The following is a 14,326-nucleotide window of genomic DNA, read 5'->3' as shown; positions in this document are numbered from 1 at the left end:
AGCGCGCGGCGCTGGCCCTATAGAATGACGCATGACGAGCAAAGACCACAAATCCATCGTACGCATCGCCCGCGACAACGGCACCCAGTCCGAGCCCGAGCCGGTCGATCTGGGCGCACGCGTGCGCGAGCTGCGCAAAGCGCGCAACTGGACGCTGGAACAGGCGGCCAATCAGGCCGGGCTGGCGCGCTCGACCCTGTCCAAGATCGAAAACGGCCAGATGTCGCCCACCTATGATGCGCTGAAAAAGCTGGCGACAGGACTTGAGATTTCGGTGCCGCAGCTGTTCACCCCGCCTGAGCGCGATCAGGTCATCGGCCGCATGGCGGTGACGCGAAACGGGCAGGGCACCGCCCATGCCACCACGACCTATGAACACGAGCTGCTGGCCGAGACGCTGACGAAAAAGCAGATGCTGCCCTATCGTGCGCGCGTGCGGGCGCGGTCGATGGACGAGTTCGATGGCTGGGTGCGTCACGACGGCGAAGAGTTCCTGTATGTGCTCACCGGCGTAATCCGCCTGTATACCGAGTTCTACGAGCCCGTCGAAATGCGCCGAGGCGACAGCGCATATTACGACGGCAGCATGGGTCACAACGTGATCTCGGTCAGCGAGGAAGACGCGACCATCCTGTGGGTCACGTCGCTGGCCTAGCTGCGGGCCAGCTCTCGGTTCAGTCCTTCGGTGAACAGGAAGTCTTCGACTTCTTCATGGGCCTCGGTCATCGTCAGGTGATGACGTTCGGCCAGATAGGCCTCGAACCGTTTTCTGTCGGCCCTGACGCGCGCCATATCCTGGTCGCGCAGGTTCGGAAAACGGCGCTTGGCGCGGGCATAGGTCGCGCTCCAGTCTTGTGTCAAATCAGTCCAGTTCAACATCTGTGAGCCTCCCGCGGTTCGGGTTTCAGGACTGCTCTTCCCCAGATCAGCGTAAGGAGGAGGTGATGCTATGTAAGACATGACAAAATGTCGCAGTTCGTCTCGCGCTCTGTACAGCCGGGCGTGAGCAAGACAACGGAGCTTGGGCACGGCATCGACCCCGTCTGAAACGATCGGCCTCAATCGTCGGCCCGCGCCTCCAAACTCTTTTCATGTCGTGCATTTTCCTAAAAGAAGCTGCGATAACTAACCGGGCTTTCGTGCAAGCTGTTCCAATATTTGGGGGTGCGTTCGATCGCAGCCGCTTGATCTGCCGTCCAACCCGGTATGCGGTCGGACGTGCCCGGGCCGGGTCATTATCTTGTGGTTGGGCGATGTGCCGTTTTTCGCCGATCTTCCGCTGGCGCACTCAAGTCTGAATCCGCCCGCAGGGTCAACCGCCCCCGCGGGCCGTGAGTCAGTCCTCGTACCACCAGACGTCGGGCATGAATTGCGGGCCGTCGCCATAGATCGGCAGAATTTCAGGGTGCCGCATCTGCTTGACATGGGCGATACGGCCCACGTCAAAGCTCCAGATCGGAATGACGTAGCGGCCCGCCGTCAGAACCCGGTCCAGCGCGCGGGTGGCGGCCACGAAATCCTCGCGGCTCTCCGAGGCCAGCATCGCGTCAATTAGCCCGTCGACGGCGGGCGAGGCTACGCCCATCAGGTTGCGTGTGCCCGGCGTGTCGGCGCCTTCGCTGCCCCAGTACAGGCGCTGTTCATTGCCCGGCGACAGCGACAGCGCGCGGCGAAACGGGGTCATGTCGAAATCCAACTCGGAAATGCGTTGGGTGTATTGGGCGTCATCCACCTTGTCGACGGTCAGCTCGATCCCCAGCCGTTCCAGCGCTCGGGCATAGATCTCGGCGATGGCGTCGACGTTCTGCACCACGTTCAGGCCGCCTTGGCTGATGATCAGGTTCACCTTGAACGGCTGGCCTTCGGCGTTGCGGAGCACCCCATCCTGGATGGTCCAGCCGGCCTGTTCCAGCAGGCCGGCCGCCTTGCGGATGTCCCTTCGGTTGCGGACCGAGGCGTCGCCCTTGGGCAGATCGTACCCTTCCAGCGCACCGGGGGGCAGATCATCGGCATAGGGCTGCAACAACTCGGCCACGCGCCCTTTGGCCGGCCCGGGCTGCATGGCCAGGTCGGACCCCGAGAAATACGAGGTGATCCGCGGCTGTGCCCCGCCGGTGAAGGTGCCGTTGATGTATTCGAAGTTGAAGGCGAGGATCAGCGCCTCGCGCACACGCCAGTCGTCGAACGGCGCGCGTCGGGTATTCATGACCAGCCCGGTCATCCCCGACGGTTTCTTGTGCGGGATCTCGGTTGTGACGATGTCGCCCCGCTGGACGGCAGGGAAATCGTACTGCGTGGCCCATTTGTCGGCGTTGAATTCGCGGATGGCTGACAACTTGCCGGCCTTGAAAGCCTCGAACAGAACGGTCTGATCGCCGTAGAATTCGATCCGCATCTCGTCGAAATTCATCGTGCCGCGCCGGAAGGGGACATCCTTGCCCCAATAGTCGGGGTTGCGCTTGAAATTCACGAAACGCCCGGCTTCGTAGTCGTCGATCACGTAAGGGCCGGTGCCGATGGGAATGTCCTGCAGGGGTGCCTCGGCGAAATCCTTGCCCTCCCACTGGGCCTTTTTCAGGATCGGACGCAGGCCCGCGATGAGGGCCAGTTCGCGGTCGGGTTCGTTGAAGGTGATCCGCACCGAGCGCGGTCCGGTCTGGTCGATGCTGTCGATCTTGGACCAAAGACCGCGATAGCGCAGGTGCCCCTGGGTGCCGAGCGTCTCGTGGGACCAGATCACGTCCTCGACCGTGACCGGGGATCCGTCCGAGAAGCGGGCATTCTCGCGCAGGGTGAATTCGACCCAGGATCGGTCGGGCGCGGTGTCGATTGATTCGGCCAGAAGACCGTAAAGCGTGAATGGTTCGTCCCAGGACCGGCCCATCAACCCCTCGTGCGTCCAAAATCTCAGCTGCCAGGGGGCGGTGCCTTTTTGCACGAACGGGTTCAAACTGTTAAAGCCGCCGGTGTTGCCGAACACGACCTTGCCGCCCTTGGGCGCATCCGGGTTGGCATAGGGCAGAGACACAAAATCCGGTGGTAGGGCAGGGTCGCCATACATAGCTATGCCATGGGCCGAATCTGCGAGCGCTGACGTCACGGAAAGCGCGGCGGTGATTCCCGCGATCACAGGGCGAAGCGGGCGAAGAAAATCGGGGCTCATTTTGGAAACAATCCTGCTCTGGCCTTATTTTGTTGGGATTCACCGTACCGATGATTTTTCTTATTTTCAAACTTTTAGCTTGGATGACGGCGCGGAATTGCTTATAAAGGTTGCACTGCTCGATAGGTTTCTTGCCTGTATGAAACCTGCCTCAATAACTTAACGCCCGCTTCGTGCGGGCGTTTTTTTCTGCCTCGAGCTCCGAGTTTCCCGCCCATAAATCGACCGTATCCGCAAACGGGTCTTTCCCCGTTTATTTTGCAGGTGCAGCATGGCACTGTGTCTCCAAATCATGAATCTGTGGGAGACCCCAAATGAACCTGTCGGGAAAAACTGCAATCATTACCGGATCGAATTCGGGCATCGGGTTGGGCATCGCGCGCGAATTGGCCAAGGCGGGGGCCGACGTGGTTCTGAACTCGTTCACCGACCGCGATGAAGATCACGCACTGGCCGCCGAGATCAGCAAGGAAACCGGAACCACGGCGCGCTACATTAAGGCCGACATGTCCAAGGGCGAGGAATGCCGGGCGTTGGTCGAACAGGCCGGAGCCTGCGATATACTGGTCAACAACGCAGGCATTCAGCACGTGGCACCGATCGACCAGTTTCCGGTCGAGAAATGGGACGCGATCATCGCCATCAACATGAACTCGGCCTTTCACACGACGGCGGCGGCGCTGCCGATGATGCGCAAGGCCGGGTGGGGGCGGATCGTCAACATCGCCTCGGCGCATGGGCTGACGGCGTCGCCCTACAAGGCGGCTTATGTGGCGGCCAAGCATGGGGTCGTGGGCATGACCAAGACCGTTGCGCTTGAAACCGCGCAGGAGCCGATCACCTGCAACGCCATCTGTCCGGGCTATGTGCTGACGCCGCTGGTCGAGGCGCAGATCCCCGACACGATGAAGGAATACAACATGAGCCGCGAGGACGTAATCAAGAACGTCATGCTCGAACGGCAACCCTCGAAAGAGTTCGCGACCGTCGAACAACTTGGTGGAACCACCGTGTTCCTGTGCTCGGACGCGGCGGCCCAAATCACCGGCACCACGATCTCGGTCGACGGCGGCTGGACCGCGCTGTGATCCGCGGCGCGCGCTGGGGCCGGCGGATATGGTAAAGCGCATCAACCTCGCCCTGCAGGGTGGCGGCGCGCATGGCGCCTTTACTTGGGGCGTGCTGGACCGTCTGCTGGACGACGAAGACATCGAGGTTGCGGCGATCACCGGAACCTCGGCCGGGGCGCTAAACGGGGCTGCCTTCAAGGCCGGCATGGTTCATGCCGGTCGCGATGGCGCGCGCGAGACCTTGAACGCCCTGTGGGAGCGGATGGGCGCGGTGGGCGACATGCGCATCGCCAACTGGCTGGCCGGGATGGAGCCCGCCCAGATCGCGCAGGCGATGGAGTATTCCGTGCCGTTCTCAATAGCCGATACCTGGTCGCGGATGGTGTCGCCCTATGCTTATGGGCCGTTCTACCGCAATCCGCTGGCCCCAGTGGTCGAGGCCTTTGATTTTGGCGAGGTCTGCGCCGATCAGGGGCCGCGTCTGTTCGTCTGCGCCACCTGCGTGCGCAGCGGCAAGATCCGGGTGTTCACGGGTGATGAGGTGACGACCGAAGCGATCCTCGCCTCGGCCTGCCTGCCGAACCTTTTCCAGGCCGTTGAAATTCACGACCCCGAAACCGACCGAACCGAAGCCTATTGGGATGGCGGCTATACCGGCAACCCGGCGCTGTTCCCTCTGTTCAACGCGGGTCTGCCCAAGGATGTGGTGATCGTGAACATCAACCCGCTGGAGCGCGACGAGGTTCCGAAGACCCCGCAGCAGATCCAGAACCGGATCAACGAGATCAGCTTCAACTCGTCCCTTCTGCGCGAATTGCGGGCGATCAACTTCGTGCAGCGCCTGCTGGCCGAGGGCAAGTTGAAAGCGGGCGAGATGAGCCGTGTCTTCGTGCACATGATTGCAGATGACGCCCTTATGAACAGCCTGTCGGTTGCGACCAAGACGGTGCCAAACCCGGTGGTTCTGCACAGCCTGAAACAGGCGGGACGGGCCGCGGCCGACCGGTTTCTGGCCGATCACGAACCCGATCTGGGTGCGCGCAGCACCGTCGATCTGCCCGCGATGTTCGGCTGATCACTCGGGCGGCTGTGAGGGGTCTTTCTGGTTCGGATAGACCAACCCGGCCGAGATCACCAGCTTGGCGGCATCCTCGATCGTCATGTCCAGCAGGATCACGTCTTCCTCGGGGAAGAACAGCAGAAAACCCGAAGTCGGGTTCGGCGTGGTCGGGATGAACACGCTCAGCAGGCCGCCGCCGGTTTCGGCTCGTTTGTTGATCTCGCCCTTGGCCTCGGTCGAGACGAAGCCGATGGCCCAGATGCCCCGGCGGGGATACTGCACCAGGCAGGCATTCTCGAATGACCGCTCGGTCTGGGCAAAGACGGTTTCCGAGATCTGCTTGATCCCGGAATAGATCGACCGGACGACGGGCATCCGGTTGACCAGGCTTTCGGCAAAATGGATCAGTGACCGACCCAAAATACCTTTGGCGATCCAGCCGACCAGAACCGTGAAGATCAGGAAGAACAGTACGCCTACGCCGCGCAGGTTGATGCCTACATATTGTTCAGGGCGGAACTGGTGCGGGATCAGGGGCAGAACCGCGCTGTCGATCCAGCCGACCACCGACAGGATCAACCACAGCGTCAGCCAGACTGGTGCGATGACGACGATACCCGTCAGAAACGACGCGCGTAGCCGCGACAGCAGGCCGGGGCGGCGGTGGGGTTCTTCATCAAACGGTGTGTTCATCGCGGTTCCGAGCGGTTTGCCGGATTAGTTAATCAGTCCGGCGCCTTGGTACAATAGGTCCGATTGGCGTTCAGTCCGCCTGAGCCTTCAAAGCCTTGGCGATGCCAGCCGCAAGGCGCGCATTGTTGCGCACCAGGGCTATATTGGCGATCAGGGATCGGCCCTCGGTCCGCTCGTAGATGCGCTGCAGCAGATAGGGCGTGACGGCTTTGCCGGTGATGCGGTGTGCTTCAGCGTCCTGCTGCGCCGAGGCGATAATCGGGTCCAGTTCCTCGGATGGGATCTGATCGGCCTGCGGGATCGGGTTAGCCACCAGTTGCCCGCCGGGCAGACCCAGCGCGCGGCGCGTCGCATGGGCCTTGGCGATCTGCTCGGCCGTATCCATCCGCAGGGGCGCGGCAAAGGGCGACTTGGCCGACCAAAAAGCCGGGAATTCATCCTGCCCATGGGCGATGACCGGCACGCCCAGCGTTTCCAGTACCTCGAGCGTTTTAGCCAGATCAAGGATCGCCTTGGCCCCGGCGGCCACGACCGTGACCGGGGTCTGCGCCAATTCGTGCAGGTCGGCCGAGATGTCAAAGCTGGTTTCCGCACCACGGTGCACCCCGCCGATGCCGCCGGTGGCAAAGACCTCGATCCCCGCAAAATGGGCGGCGATCATCGTGGCGGCCACGGTGGTGGCCCCGGTGCCGCCCGAAGCGATGCAGGCCGCCATGTCCGCGCGCGAGATCTTGGCCACACCCTGCGCCTGTCCCAGATCCTTCAGCTGATCGGGTTCCAGCCCCACATGCAGCCGGCCGTCAATCACTGCGATCGTGGCAGGAACGGCACCCGCGTCGCGGATGTCCTGCTCGACCTGGGCCGCCACCTCGATGTTCTGCGGGTAGGGCATGCCGTGGGTGATGATGGTGCTTTCCAGGGCAACGATGGGGGTTTCGTCGTCCTTGGCCGCGCGCACTTCGGCGGAATACTGGATGTCGATCACAGGGGGGTCTCTCCGGATACATAGGTTGCGGCGGCATGCAAGGCGCGGGTCAGCGCCTCGTCGATGCTCGCGCCATTGGCTTCGGCGGCGATATGGGCCGCCATGAACGTGTCGCCTGCGCCGGTCACGCGCGTGACCAGAACCGACGGGGGTTTCTGGGTGATCACCGCTTCGGCACTGGCCACGGTGGCCGAGTTGCCCCCGTCGGTCACCAGCGCACGCAGCGCGCCCCTGTCCAGCAGCGCGCGGGCGGCGGTTTCGGAATCGTCGAACTCGCGCTGGCACAGTAGCCCGGCTTCCTCGAGGTTCACATACAGCGTGGCCCGGCCGTGCTTGAGGAAAGGCAGCAGCCGCTCGGCCTTGCCGGGCGACGCCGGGGCCACGCGCAGGTCGGCACGGGCGAAGGCCGGGCTGACGGCGATTTCTTCCAGAAGGTCCAGCGTCAGGTTGCCGTCCAGCGCGATCTGGCCCTCGAACGGGGTGTTTTCATACCCCAGCGGGCCATGAATCAGCGGGCGCAGGATCTTGGCGCCGGCGGCCTCGAGCGAATGGGCGTCGGCGATGGCGGCGATCAGGCCGTTTGCGCCTTCGACCGCCATGTAACGGTCGGTGGGCAGGTCTTGCGAGCGGTAGACATGGGTCGTGTCCATGCCCAGCCGCTTGCAGGCGTGAACCAGCTCGTCGCCCTCGGGGTCGCTGCCGATGGCGGTCAAAAGGGTCGGTGTCATGCCGAAGCGCACAAGCGTCATGGCGATGTTCATCGCCACGCCACCGGGCAGGCGCGTGATGCGGCCGGGCACATCCGAACCCTGCCGCATGTGGCTGGCGGATCGTCCGATCACGTCCCACAGGACGGACCCGATACACAGGATGTCAGAATTCCGAGTCATGTCCTCGTCATGCCGCAGGGTCGCCATGGGCGCAAGCCGGAAGGGTGCGGAAACGGGCCGCCCTGACCAATCGGGCTTGTCAAACGCCTGTATCCCGGAAACACTCGGGGCCAGTGCTTAGATTTATTTCTGGATCCTTCGGGATGGTTTTGGTCATTCGCTTGCTGGCGGTTCTTTGGCATCATTTTCGGCCTATCCGTTACCTTTGTGCTTTTCTTGTTCTGGCCGGGCCGGTTGCGGCGCAAGGCGCAGGCCGGTCCGTCGTGGAGTTTCAGGTCAAAGGCGACCGGGTGCTTGTGGAAATCACCCTGAATGCCGAGGCGTTGCTGGCCGGGCTTGACCCGCAGACCGTGGCGCAGGGGGGCGGCAGCGCCGACTATGCACGGTTACGCCGCTTGCCTTCCTCGGAATTGGAACCTTTGCTGCACGCGCGTGTGGCGGTGTGGAAAAACGCTCTGACGATCGATGCGAACGGCCCGGTCGAACTGTCCTACGAGGGTGCGCGTATTCCTGTGGTGGGCGATTCCGACAAACCCAGGCTGTCTCGGGTGTTGCTGGTCGGTACATTGCCGCCCGGGGCGACCGAGGTGCGCCTGACCTGGCCTGCCGGGTTCGGCCCGGTAGTTCTCAGGCAGACGGGCGTCGACGCACCCTATACCGGGTTGCTGGAGGGGGGCGAGACCAGCCCCGCCATTCCCTTGCGCGGCGGAGCAGGGATGGGGCCACGACAGACTGCCGAGACCTTCTTTCGGCAAGGCGTGGCACGGATTTGGCAAGATGAGGGGCAGCTTCTGGCATTGGCCTTGGTGCTGGTTTTTCTAAACCTGCGGGTGCGCCCCCTTCTGGCGCAATTCGCCGCCCTGGCGCTGGGTGTTCTGCTGGCGCAGCCGCTGGGATTGTCCCGCCTGCTTCGGTTCGGGGACGAGGCGTATTGGCTGGCGGTCGCCGGGGCCATCGTCATTCTGGCGATATGGAATCTGATCGGGTCGCGGGCCGGTGCGTTGCGGTTGGGGGCGGTTTTCCTGACCGGCGCGATACTTGGCTTGGGCCTGTCGCACGAACTGATCCGGTTGGGGGTTCCACCCCTTCACGTCGTGCCGGCCCTGCTGGGTTATTCGGGCGGGGTTTTGCTGGGAATCGCGGGTGTCGCCGGACTTGCATATGCCGCAGTGACCGTGTTGCTGCCCGATGTACCCCGGTTGCGGGGACGCATTTCGACTGTCGCATCGCTGATGCTGGCGGGTCTGGGTCTCTACTGGGTCGCGCTGCCGGTCCTGCCGCTCTAGCGCATCGGCGCCAGCAGGGTGTCGAGCGCGCGCAGCGGGTCGTCGTCGCCCCAGATCTCGTCACCGACCCCGAAAAAATCGGTGCAGGGCGCGAGGTCGGCCACCAACTCGGGCGTCAGGCCGCCTTCGGCGACCACCGGAACCTCGATCATCTCGGACCACCATTGGAACAGGTCGCGTTCCGCGCGGGCTCCTTTGCCCAGAGACATATCTCCCACGGGTCCGAAGGCCACATAGTCGGCCCCGGCTTCGCCCGCGGTCATCCCGTCATGGCGCGAGGTTCCGCAGAAGCTGCCTACGATGGCATCCGCCCCCAACTCCTTGCGCGCGGCCCGGACCGAGCGGGCCGCATCGTCCAGATGCACCCCGTCCAGCCCCAGCCGTTGCGCCAGCAGGACATGGTTCGAGATCACCAGCGCCACGTCGCGCGCATGGGCCGCCTCGCGGCAGGCGTCGGCCGCGCGGGCGATGGCGTCCTCGTCGCTGCCGGCCAGCGCCAGCCGGATGCAGGCGATCTCGGTCCCGTCCAGAACGCGGGCCAGCCGGTCGGGGAAGGTGGCCGGGTCGATGGTCGGCGGGGTGATCAGATAGATCTGAGGCTGCTCGGGGGTGTCCATTGGCGGATCCTTCGCGGTTGGTCTTTGGCGCGGTTTAGCCGATTGCGGCGGGGAAGCAAACTTTATTGCCCGCAGACCGGCCGATTTGCAATCGGGCAGGGCGGCCGGGCTTGCCCTGTGGCAAAGGCGGCAGTATGGCAGGCGCAACTTTCGGAGATCAGGATGCCTAGCGACAGACCCCAGCCCTCATTCGTGCTTGTGCGCCCGCAGATGGGCGAAAACATCGGCGCCGCTGCCCGGGCGATGTGGAATTTCGGCCTGGACCGGATGCGCATCGTTGCCCCGCGCGACGGCTGGCCCAACCCCAAAGCCGTGGCCATGTCGAGCGGTGCCGGGCGGCTGCTGGACGAGGCGCAGCTGTTCGACGATCTGGCCGGCGCTTTGGGCGACCGCACATTTGTGTTTGCCACCACCGCCCGTCAGCGCGGCCTGACCAAACCCGTCTACAGCCCCGAGCGCGCCATGCAGATCGCGGCCCAGAAGGTGGCGGCGGGCGAAAAGGTGGCCGTGCTGTTCGGGCCTGAGCGGGCCGGTTTGGAGAATGAAGACATCGCCAAGGCCAATGCGATCATCTCGGTGCCTGTGAACCCCGAATATGCCTCGCTGAACCTGGGGCAGTGCGTGTTGCTGACCGCCTATGAGTGGATGCGCCAGACCGGCGACGTGGTGCACGAGGCCACCGATCTGGGCAAAGGCGACTGGGCCACCGGCATCGAGGTCGAGAAACTGGCCGAGCATTACGAGCAGCGGCTGGAGGAGGCCGGGTTCTTCTACCCGCCGGAAAAGGCCGAAGGGATGAAGGTGAACCTGCGCAACCTGTGGTCGCGCATGCGCATGACGCGGGCCGATGTGCAGATGCTGCACGGGATCATGCGTCAGATGGTCCGCTGGAAGGACAAGGGCTGAGGCTGGACCTTCCCGGGCACTGGCCCTAGCTTGCGGGAAAATCAAGGACATGAGGACGGCATGAGCGGCAAGCGCAGCATCTTCGAAGAAGTCTCGGGTGAACAAAAGCAGGAAACGGTCCAGCCCGGCATGATCGACCGCGGCCGGGGTGGCGCGCGCAAGGCCATCCGTACTTGGCTTATGATCCTGTTCGCACTTGTCGTCGTGATGATCGCAGTGGGCGGGTTGACCCGCCTGACCGACAGCGGCCTGTCGATCACCGAATGGCGCCCAGTCACTGGGGCGATCCCGCCGATGTCCGAGGCGGACTGGCAGGCCGAGTTCGACAAGTACAAACAGATCGACCAGTGGCGGATCATGAACCAGTGGATGGAGCTGGATGACTTCAAGACCATCTACTGGTGGGAATGGGGCCACCGGCAGCTGGGCCGGGTGATCGGTCTTGTCTGGGCGCTTGGTTTCTTTGGCTTTCTGGTGCTGCGCAAGATCCCCGCAGGCTGGACCGGGCGCCTTGTGATCCCAGGACTGCTGGGCGGCGTTCAAGGCGCTGTCGGTTGGTGGATGGTGGCCTCGGGTGTGACGCAGGGCGAGGGGATGACCGCGGTTGCCAGTTATCGTCTGGCCACCCATCTTGGCCTTGCGTTCGTGATCCTGGGCTTTCTGGCCTGGTACATCTTCATGCTGGGGCGCGAGGAACGCGACCTGATGCAAGCCCGCCGCGCTAAAGAGGCGCGGCTGTCCTCCCTGTCGACCGGGCTGCTGCACTTTGCCTTTCTGCAGATCCTGATCGGCGCATTGGTGGCTGGCATCGACGCCGGCCGGTCCTATACCGACTGGCCGCTGATCGGCGGGCAACTGCTGCCGCCGGACGCCACCGCGCTTGAACCGCTGTGGCGCAATTTCTTCGAAAGTCCGGGACTGGTGCAGTTCATCCACCGCTGCGTAGGCTATGCACTGTTCGCCTTCGCCATTTTCGTCTGGCGGCGCGGCAGCAGCAGCGCCCACCCGCAGACGCGGTTCGCCTTCAACGCCATGTTCGCGGCGCTTTCGCTGCAGGTGGTCGTGGGCATCCTCACCGTGGTCTACGGCGCGCCCTGGCAGATCGCCATCTTCCACCAGTTTATGGCCGTGATCGTCTGGACCCTGATCCTGCGCGCCCGGTTCCTGACCACTTATCCCATCGCAACCTCGCTGCGCGGAGCTTGACCCAATGAGTGCATTCAATGACCTGATGGCCTTTCAGCGCGAGACCGAGGCGCTGGCGCAGATTTCAGGCCGCCTGGGCTGGGATCAGGAGACTGTCATGCCGCGTGGCGCCGTCAACCAGCGTGCCGAGGAAATGGCTGCGATCGAAGCCGTCCTGCACGCGCGCCGTTCGGATCCGCGTGTGGCCGAGTGGCTGGAGAACGCCCATGCCGACACCGAGGTCGGCCAGGCGCAGCTGCGCGAAATCCGCCGCACTTACGAGCGCACGATAAAAGTGCCTGCTGATCTGGCCACGGCCATCGCCCGCGTGACCTCGGCCGCGCAGGGCAAGTGGGCACAGGCCCGCGCCGACGAGGACGTGCCCGCGTTTCTGCCGGTTCTCGAGGAGGTCGTGGCGCTGAAACGCGAAGAAGGCGCGGCTCTGGCCCAGGGCGGCGATGTCTATGACGCGCTGGTCGAGGACTATGAGCCGTACACGACAGCCGCCCAGATCGCCGACATCTTCGACGCCATGCGCCCGCGTCTGGTTGCGCTGCGCGCGGCTGTGCTGGACCGGCCGTCCCCTGCGGGCGTGACCGGAACGTTCGACGAAGCGGCCCAGATGAAGCTGACGCAAAAGCTGGCGGTCACTTTCGGGTACGACCTGAAACGGGGGCGGGTGGACAAGGCCGTACACCCGTTCTGTTCGGGCAGCGGCGACGACGTGCGCGTCACCACCCGTACCAGCGAAACCGACCCTTTCAACTGCTTCTACTCGACCATTCACGAGGTCGGGCACGCCTGCTATGAGCAGGGCATCGACCCGGCTTACGCTCTGACACCGCTCGGCCAGGGCGTGTCGATGGGCGTTCATGAAAGCCAGAGCCGCATCTATGAAAATCAGCTGGGCCGCTCGCGCGCCTTCACTGGCTGGTTGTTCCGGCAGATGACGGACACCTTCGGTGATTTCGGCATCGCGGATGAAGATTCCTTCTATGCCGCCGTAAACCGGGTGCACAACGGATACATCCGCACCGAAGCGGACGAGGTTCAGTACAATTTGCACGTCATGCTGCGGTTCGATCTGGAACGCGCCTTGATGTCGGGCGATCTGCAGGTTCAGGACCTCGAAGCCGCGTGGAACGACCGCTTCCATGCTGATTTCGGCTATGCGGTCGACAAGCCGTCGAACGGGTGCCTGCAGGACGTGCATTGGTCGGTCGGCCTGTTTGGCTACTTCCCGACCTATTCGCTGGGAAATGTGTACGCAGGCTGTCTGTACCAGACCCTGCGGGCGGCAGTTCCAGGTCTGGGTGATCAACTGGCGCAGGGCGATACCACTGCTGCGACCGGCTGGCTGCGCGAGCATGTTCAGCAGCATGGCGGTCTGTACGCACCCCGCGAGGTGATCCGGCGGGCCAGCGGTCAGGAGCCGAGCCCCGAGCCACTGCTGGACTATCTCGAAGAGAAATTCGGCGAACTCTACGACTTGTAAGTTTCTTGATCCGGGGTGAACGGTTAAGCTGGTATTGGCGTTGCCATCGCGGAGGACCAGCCAATGACAGGAACTGCCCGAAAGAAAGCCAGTGATTTTGACCCTCGAATCCTAGAGATCTTCGACGGTTATGTTCACGGCAAGATGACAAAACGGGAATTCATCGCGAAAGCCGGGCGGTACACGGCCGCCGGGGTCACAGGAGCGATGATCCTGGAGCAGTTGCAGCCCAACTATGCCTGGGCGCAGCAGGTTGCGCCGGACGATCCCGATTTCGAAACCGCAATTGTCGAATTCGAAAGCCCTGACGGACATGAGGGAACAGGCGGACTCATGGTGCGCCCCTCCGCCGCGGAAGGTCCATTGCCAGCGGTGCTGGTCGTGCATGAAAACCGCGGGCTAAATCCTTATATCGAAGATGTTGCGCGCCGCCTTGGGAAATCCGGGTTCCTAGCCTTCGCACCCGACGGGCTGAGGCCTTTGGGCGGTTATCCCGGTACGGATGAACAAGGGCGGGAGATGCAAAAGTCGATGGATGCGGGAAAGCTGATGTCGGATTTTTTTGCGGCGTTCGAATTTTTGCGGGATCACCCGGGATCAACCGGAAAGGTCGGGGCGGTTGGGTTCTGCTATGGCGGAGGCGTGTGCAACGCTTTGGCTGTTGCGTATCCCGATTTGGCGGCGTCGGTTCCCTTCTATGGTCGCCAACCACCGGCCGAGGATGTTCCGGCGATTCAAGCACCGCTGATGATCCACTACGCCGGGTTGGATGACAGGATCAACGCAGGCTGGCCCGCCTATTCCGAGGCCTTGAAAGCCAATCAGAAAAAGTTCAGCGTCCATTTCTATCCGAACGTGAACCACGGCTTCCACAACGACACGACGCCGCGCTACGACGACGCGGCTGCGACCCTCGCCTGGAAGCGGACGCTGGTGTTTTTTGAAAACTACCTTAGTTAACAAAAAACCCGACTCC

Annotated in this window: 14 protein-coding genes; 8 read left to right on the top strand and 6 right to left on the bottom strand. The window is 63.2% G+C overall.

Annotation, left to right across the window (positions count from 1 at the left end):
• The first annotated feature begins 31 nt into the window (after positions 1-31).
• A complete protein-coding gene (locus AC2FNS_RS00785; RefSeq protein WP_496678132.1) occupies positions 32-655 on the top strand; it encodes a helix-turn-helix domain-containing protein in 624 nt (207 codons plus the stop codon).
• Here the strand turns inward: AC2FNS_RS00785 and AC2FNS_RS00780 are convergent.
• Complete coding sequence (locus AC2FNS_RS00780) at positions 652-879, bottom strand: hypothetical protein (RefSeq protein ID WP_496678133.1); 228 nt, start codon at positions 877-879, stop codon at positions 652-654. The two genes, AC2FNS_RS00785 and AC2FNS_RS00780, sit on opposite strands and share 4 nt — an antisense overlap.
• Before the next feature lie 457 nt (positions 880-1,336).
• Positions 1,337-3,163: an extracellular solute-binding protein gene (locus tag AC2FNS_RS00775; RefSeq protein WP_496711410.1), complete on the bottom strand. Its 1,827-nt coding sequence runs from the start codon at positions 3,161-3,163 to the stop codon at positions 1,337-1,339.
• A gap of 314 nt (positions 3,164-3,477) precedes the next feature.
• Here AC2FNS_RS00775 and AC2FNS_RS00770 point away from each other — a divergent pair, with 314 nt between their 5' ends.
• A complete protein-coding gene (locus tag AC2FNS_RS00770) occupies positions 3,478-4,251 on the top strand; it encodes a 3-hydroxybutyrate dehydrogenase (RefSeq protein WP_496678138.1) in 774 nt (257 codons plus the stop codon).
• 28 nt (positions 4,252-4,279) lie between these two features.
• A complete protein-coding gene (locus AC2FNS_RS00765) occupies positions 4,280-5,308 on the top strand; it encodes a patatin-like phospholipase family protein (RefSeq protein ID WP_496711409.1) in 1,029 nt (342 codons plus the stop codon).
• On the opposite strand, the gene AC2FNS_RS00760 is transcribed toward AC2FNS_RS00765, so the two are convergent.
• From AC2FNS_RS00760 to AC2FNS_RS00750, 3 genes are all read right to left on the bottom strand, one after another.
• On the bottom strand, positions 5,309-5,986 hold the full coding sequence (locus tag AC2FNS_RS00760) for a DUF502 domain-containing protein (protein WP_496711408.1): 678 nt from the start codon (positions 5,984-5,986) through the stop codon (positions 5,309-5,311).
• Between the two features lie 70 nt (positions 5,987-6,056).
• Positions 6,057-6,971 carry a pseudouridine-5'-phosphate glycosidase gene (locus AC2FNS_RS00755; RefSeq protein ID WP_496689111.1) on the bottom strand — a complete coding sequence of 305 codons (915 nt, stop codon included), beginning with the start codon at positions 6,969-6,971 and terminating at the stop codon, positions 6,057-6,059.
• Positions 6,968-7,861 (bottom strand): PfkB family carbohydrate kinase, encoded by an 894-nt coding sequence (locus tag AC2FNS_RS00750; protein ID WP_496711407.1) that lies wholly within the window; start codon positions 7,859-7,861, stop codon positions 6,968-6,970. The genes AC2FNS_RS00755 and AC2FNS_RS00750 overlap by 4 nt, the downstream gene beginning before the upstream one ends.
• A gap of 263 nt (positions 7,862-8,124) precedes the next feature.
• Here AC2FNS_RS00750 and AC2FNS_RS00745 point away from each other — a divergent pair, with 263 nt between their 5' ends.
• Positions 8,125-9,147: a HupE/UreJ family protein gene (locus AC2FNS_RS00745; protein WP_496803745.1), complete on the top strand. Its 1,023-nt coding sequence runs from the start codon at positions 8,125-8,127 to the stop codon at positions 9,145-9,147.
• Here AC2FNS_RS00745 and AC2FNS_RS00740 read toward each other — a convergent pair.
• Positions 9,144-9,764 carry a thiamine phosphate synthase gene (locus AC2FNS_RS00740; protein WP_496711405.1) on the bottom strand — a complete coding sequence of 207 codons (621 nt, stop codon included), beginning with the start codon at positions 9,762-9,764 and terminating at the stop codon, positions 9,144-9,146. The two genes, AC2FNS_RS00745 and AC2FNS_RS00740, sit on opposite strands and share 4 nt — an antisense overlap.
• Positions 9,765-9,926: 162 nt before the next feature.
• Here AC2FNS_RS00740 and AC2FNS_RS00735 point away from each other — a divergent pair, with 162 nt between their 5' ends.
• The 4 genes from AC2FNS_RS00735 to yghX all read left to right on the top strand — a co-directional run bounded on the left by AC2FNS_RS00735 (position 9,927) and on the right by yghX (position 14,310).
• Positions 9,927-10,670, top strand: coding sequence for an RNA methyltransferase (locus AC2FNS_RS00735; protein ID WP_496678147.1), 744 nt, complete (start codon positions 9,927-9,929; stop codon positions 10,668-10,670).
• A gap of 60 nt (positions 10,671-10,730) precedes the next feature.
• Positions 10,731-11,876 carry a heme A synthase gene (gene ctaA, locus AC2FNS_RS00730; RefSeq protein WP_496711404.1) on the top strand — a complete coding sequence of 382 codons (1,146 nt, stop codon included), beginning with the start codon at positions 10,731-10,733 and terminating at the stop codon, positions 11,874-11,876.
• Between the two features lie 4 nt (positions 11,877-11,880).
• The gene (locus AC2FNS_RS00725; RefSeq protein ID WP_496740595.1) at positions 11,881-13,350 is read left to right on the top strand and encodes a carboxypeptidase M32; all 1,470 of its coding nucleotides are present in this window, start codon (positions 11,881-11,883) and stop codon (positions 13,348-13,350) included.
• 63 nt (positions 13,351-13,413) lie between these two features.
• Positions 13,414-14,310, top strand: a complete 897-nt coding sequence (yghX, locus tag AC2FNS_RS00720; RefSeq protein WP_496711402.1) for a YghX family hydrolase — start codon at positions 13,414-13,416, stop codon at positions 14,308-14,310.
• Positions 14,311-14,326 lie beyond the last annotated feature (16 nt).

This window comes from Ruegeria sp. BHSA191 (assembly GCF_059613325.1).
Note: the sequence above shows the minus strand (reverse complement) of the source record. Positions and strands in the feature narration are given on the sequence as shown.

Bases quoted from the DNA above. Each gene is read 5' to 3' on its own strand.
- AC2FNS_RS00785 (WP_496678132.1), top strand. From the start codon at position 32: ATGACGAGCAAAGACCACAAATCCATCGTACGCATCGCCCGCGACAAC.
- AC2FNS_RS00780 (WP_496678133.1), bottom strand. From the start codon at position 879: ATGTTGAACTGGACTGATTTGACACAAGACTGGAGCGCGACCTATGCC.
- AC2FNS_RS00775 (WP_496711410.1), bottom strand. From the start codon at position 3,163: ATGAGCCCCGATTTTCTTCGCCCGCTTCGCCCTGTGATCGCGGGAATC.
- AC2FNS_RS00770 (WP_496678138.1), top strand. From the start codon at position 3,478: ATGAACCTGTCGGGAAAAACTGCAATCATTACCGGATCGAATTCGGGC.
- AC2FNS_RS00765 (WP_496711409.1), top strand. From the start codon at position 4,280: ATGGTAAAGCGCATCAACCTCGCCCTGCAGGGTGGCGGCGCGCATGGC.
- AC2FNS_RS00760 (WP_496711408.1), bottom strand. From the start codon at position 5,986: ATGAACACACCGTTTGATGAAGAACCCCACCGCCGCCCCGGCCTGCTG.
- AC2FNS_RS00750 (WP_496711407.1), bottom strand. From the start codon at position 7,861: ATGACTCGGAATTCTGACATCCTGTGTATCGGGTCCGTCCTGTGGGAC.
- AC2FNS_RS00740 (WP_496711405.1), bottom strand. From the start codon at position 9,764: ATGGACACCCCCGAGCAGCCTCAGATCTATCTGATCACCCCGCCGACC.
- AC2FNS_RS00735 (WP_496678147.1), top strand. From the start codon at position 9,927: ATGCCTAGCGACAGACCCCAGCCCTCATTCGTGCTTGTGCGCCCGCAG.
- ctaA (WP_496711404.1), top strand. From the start codon at position 10,731: ATGAGCGGCAAGCGCAGCATCTTCGAAGAAGTCTCGGGTGAACAAAAG.
- AC2FNS_RS00725 (WP_496740595.1), top strand. From the start codon at position 11,881: ATGAGTGCATTCAATGACCTGATGGCCTTTCAGCGCGAGACCGAGGCG.
- yghX (WP_496711402.1), top strand. From the start codon at position 13,414: ATGACAGGAACTGCCCGAAAGAAAGCCAGTGATTTTGACCCTCGAATC.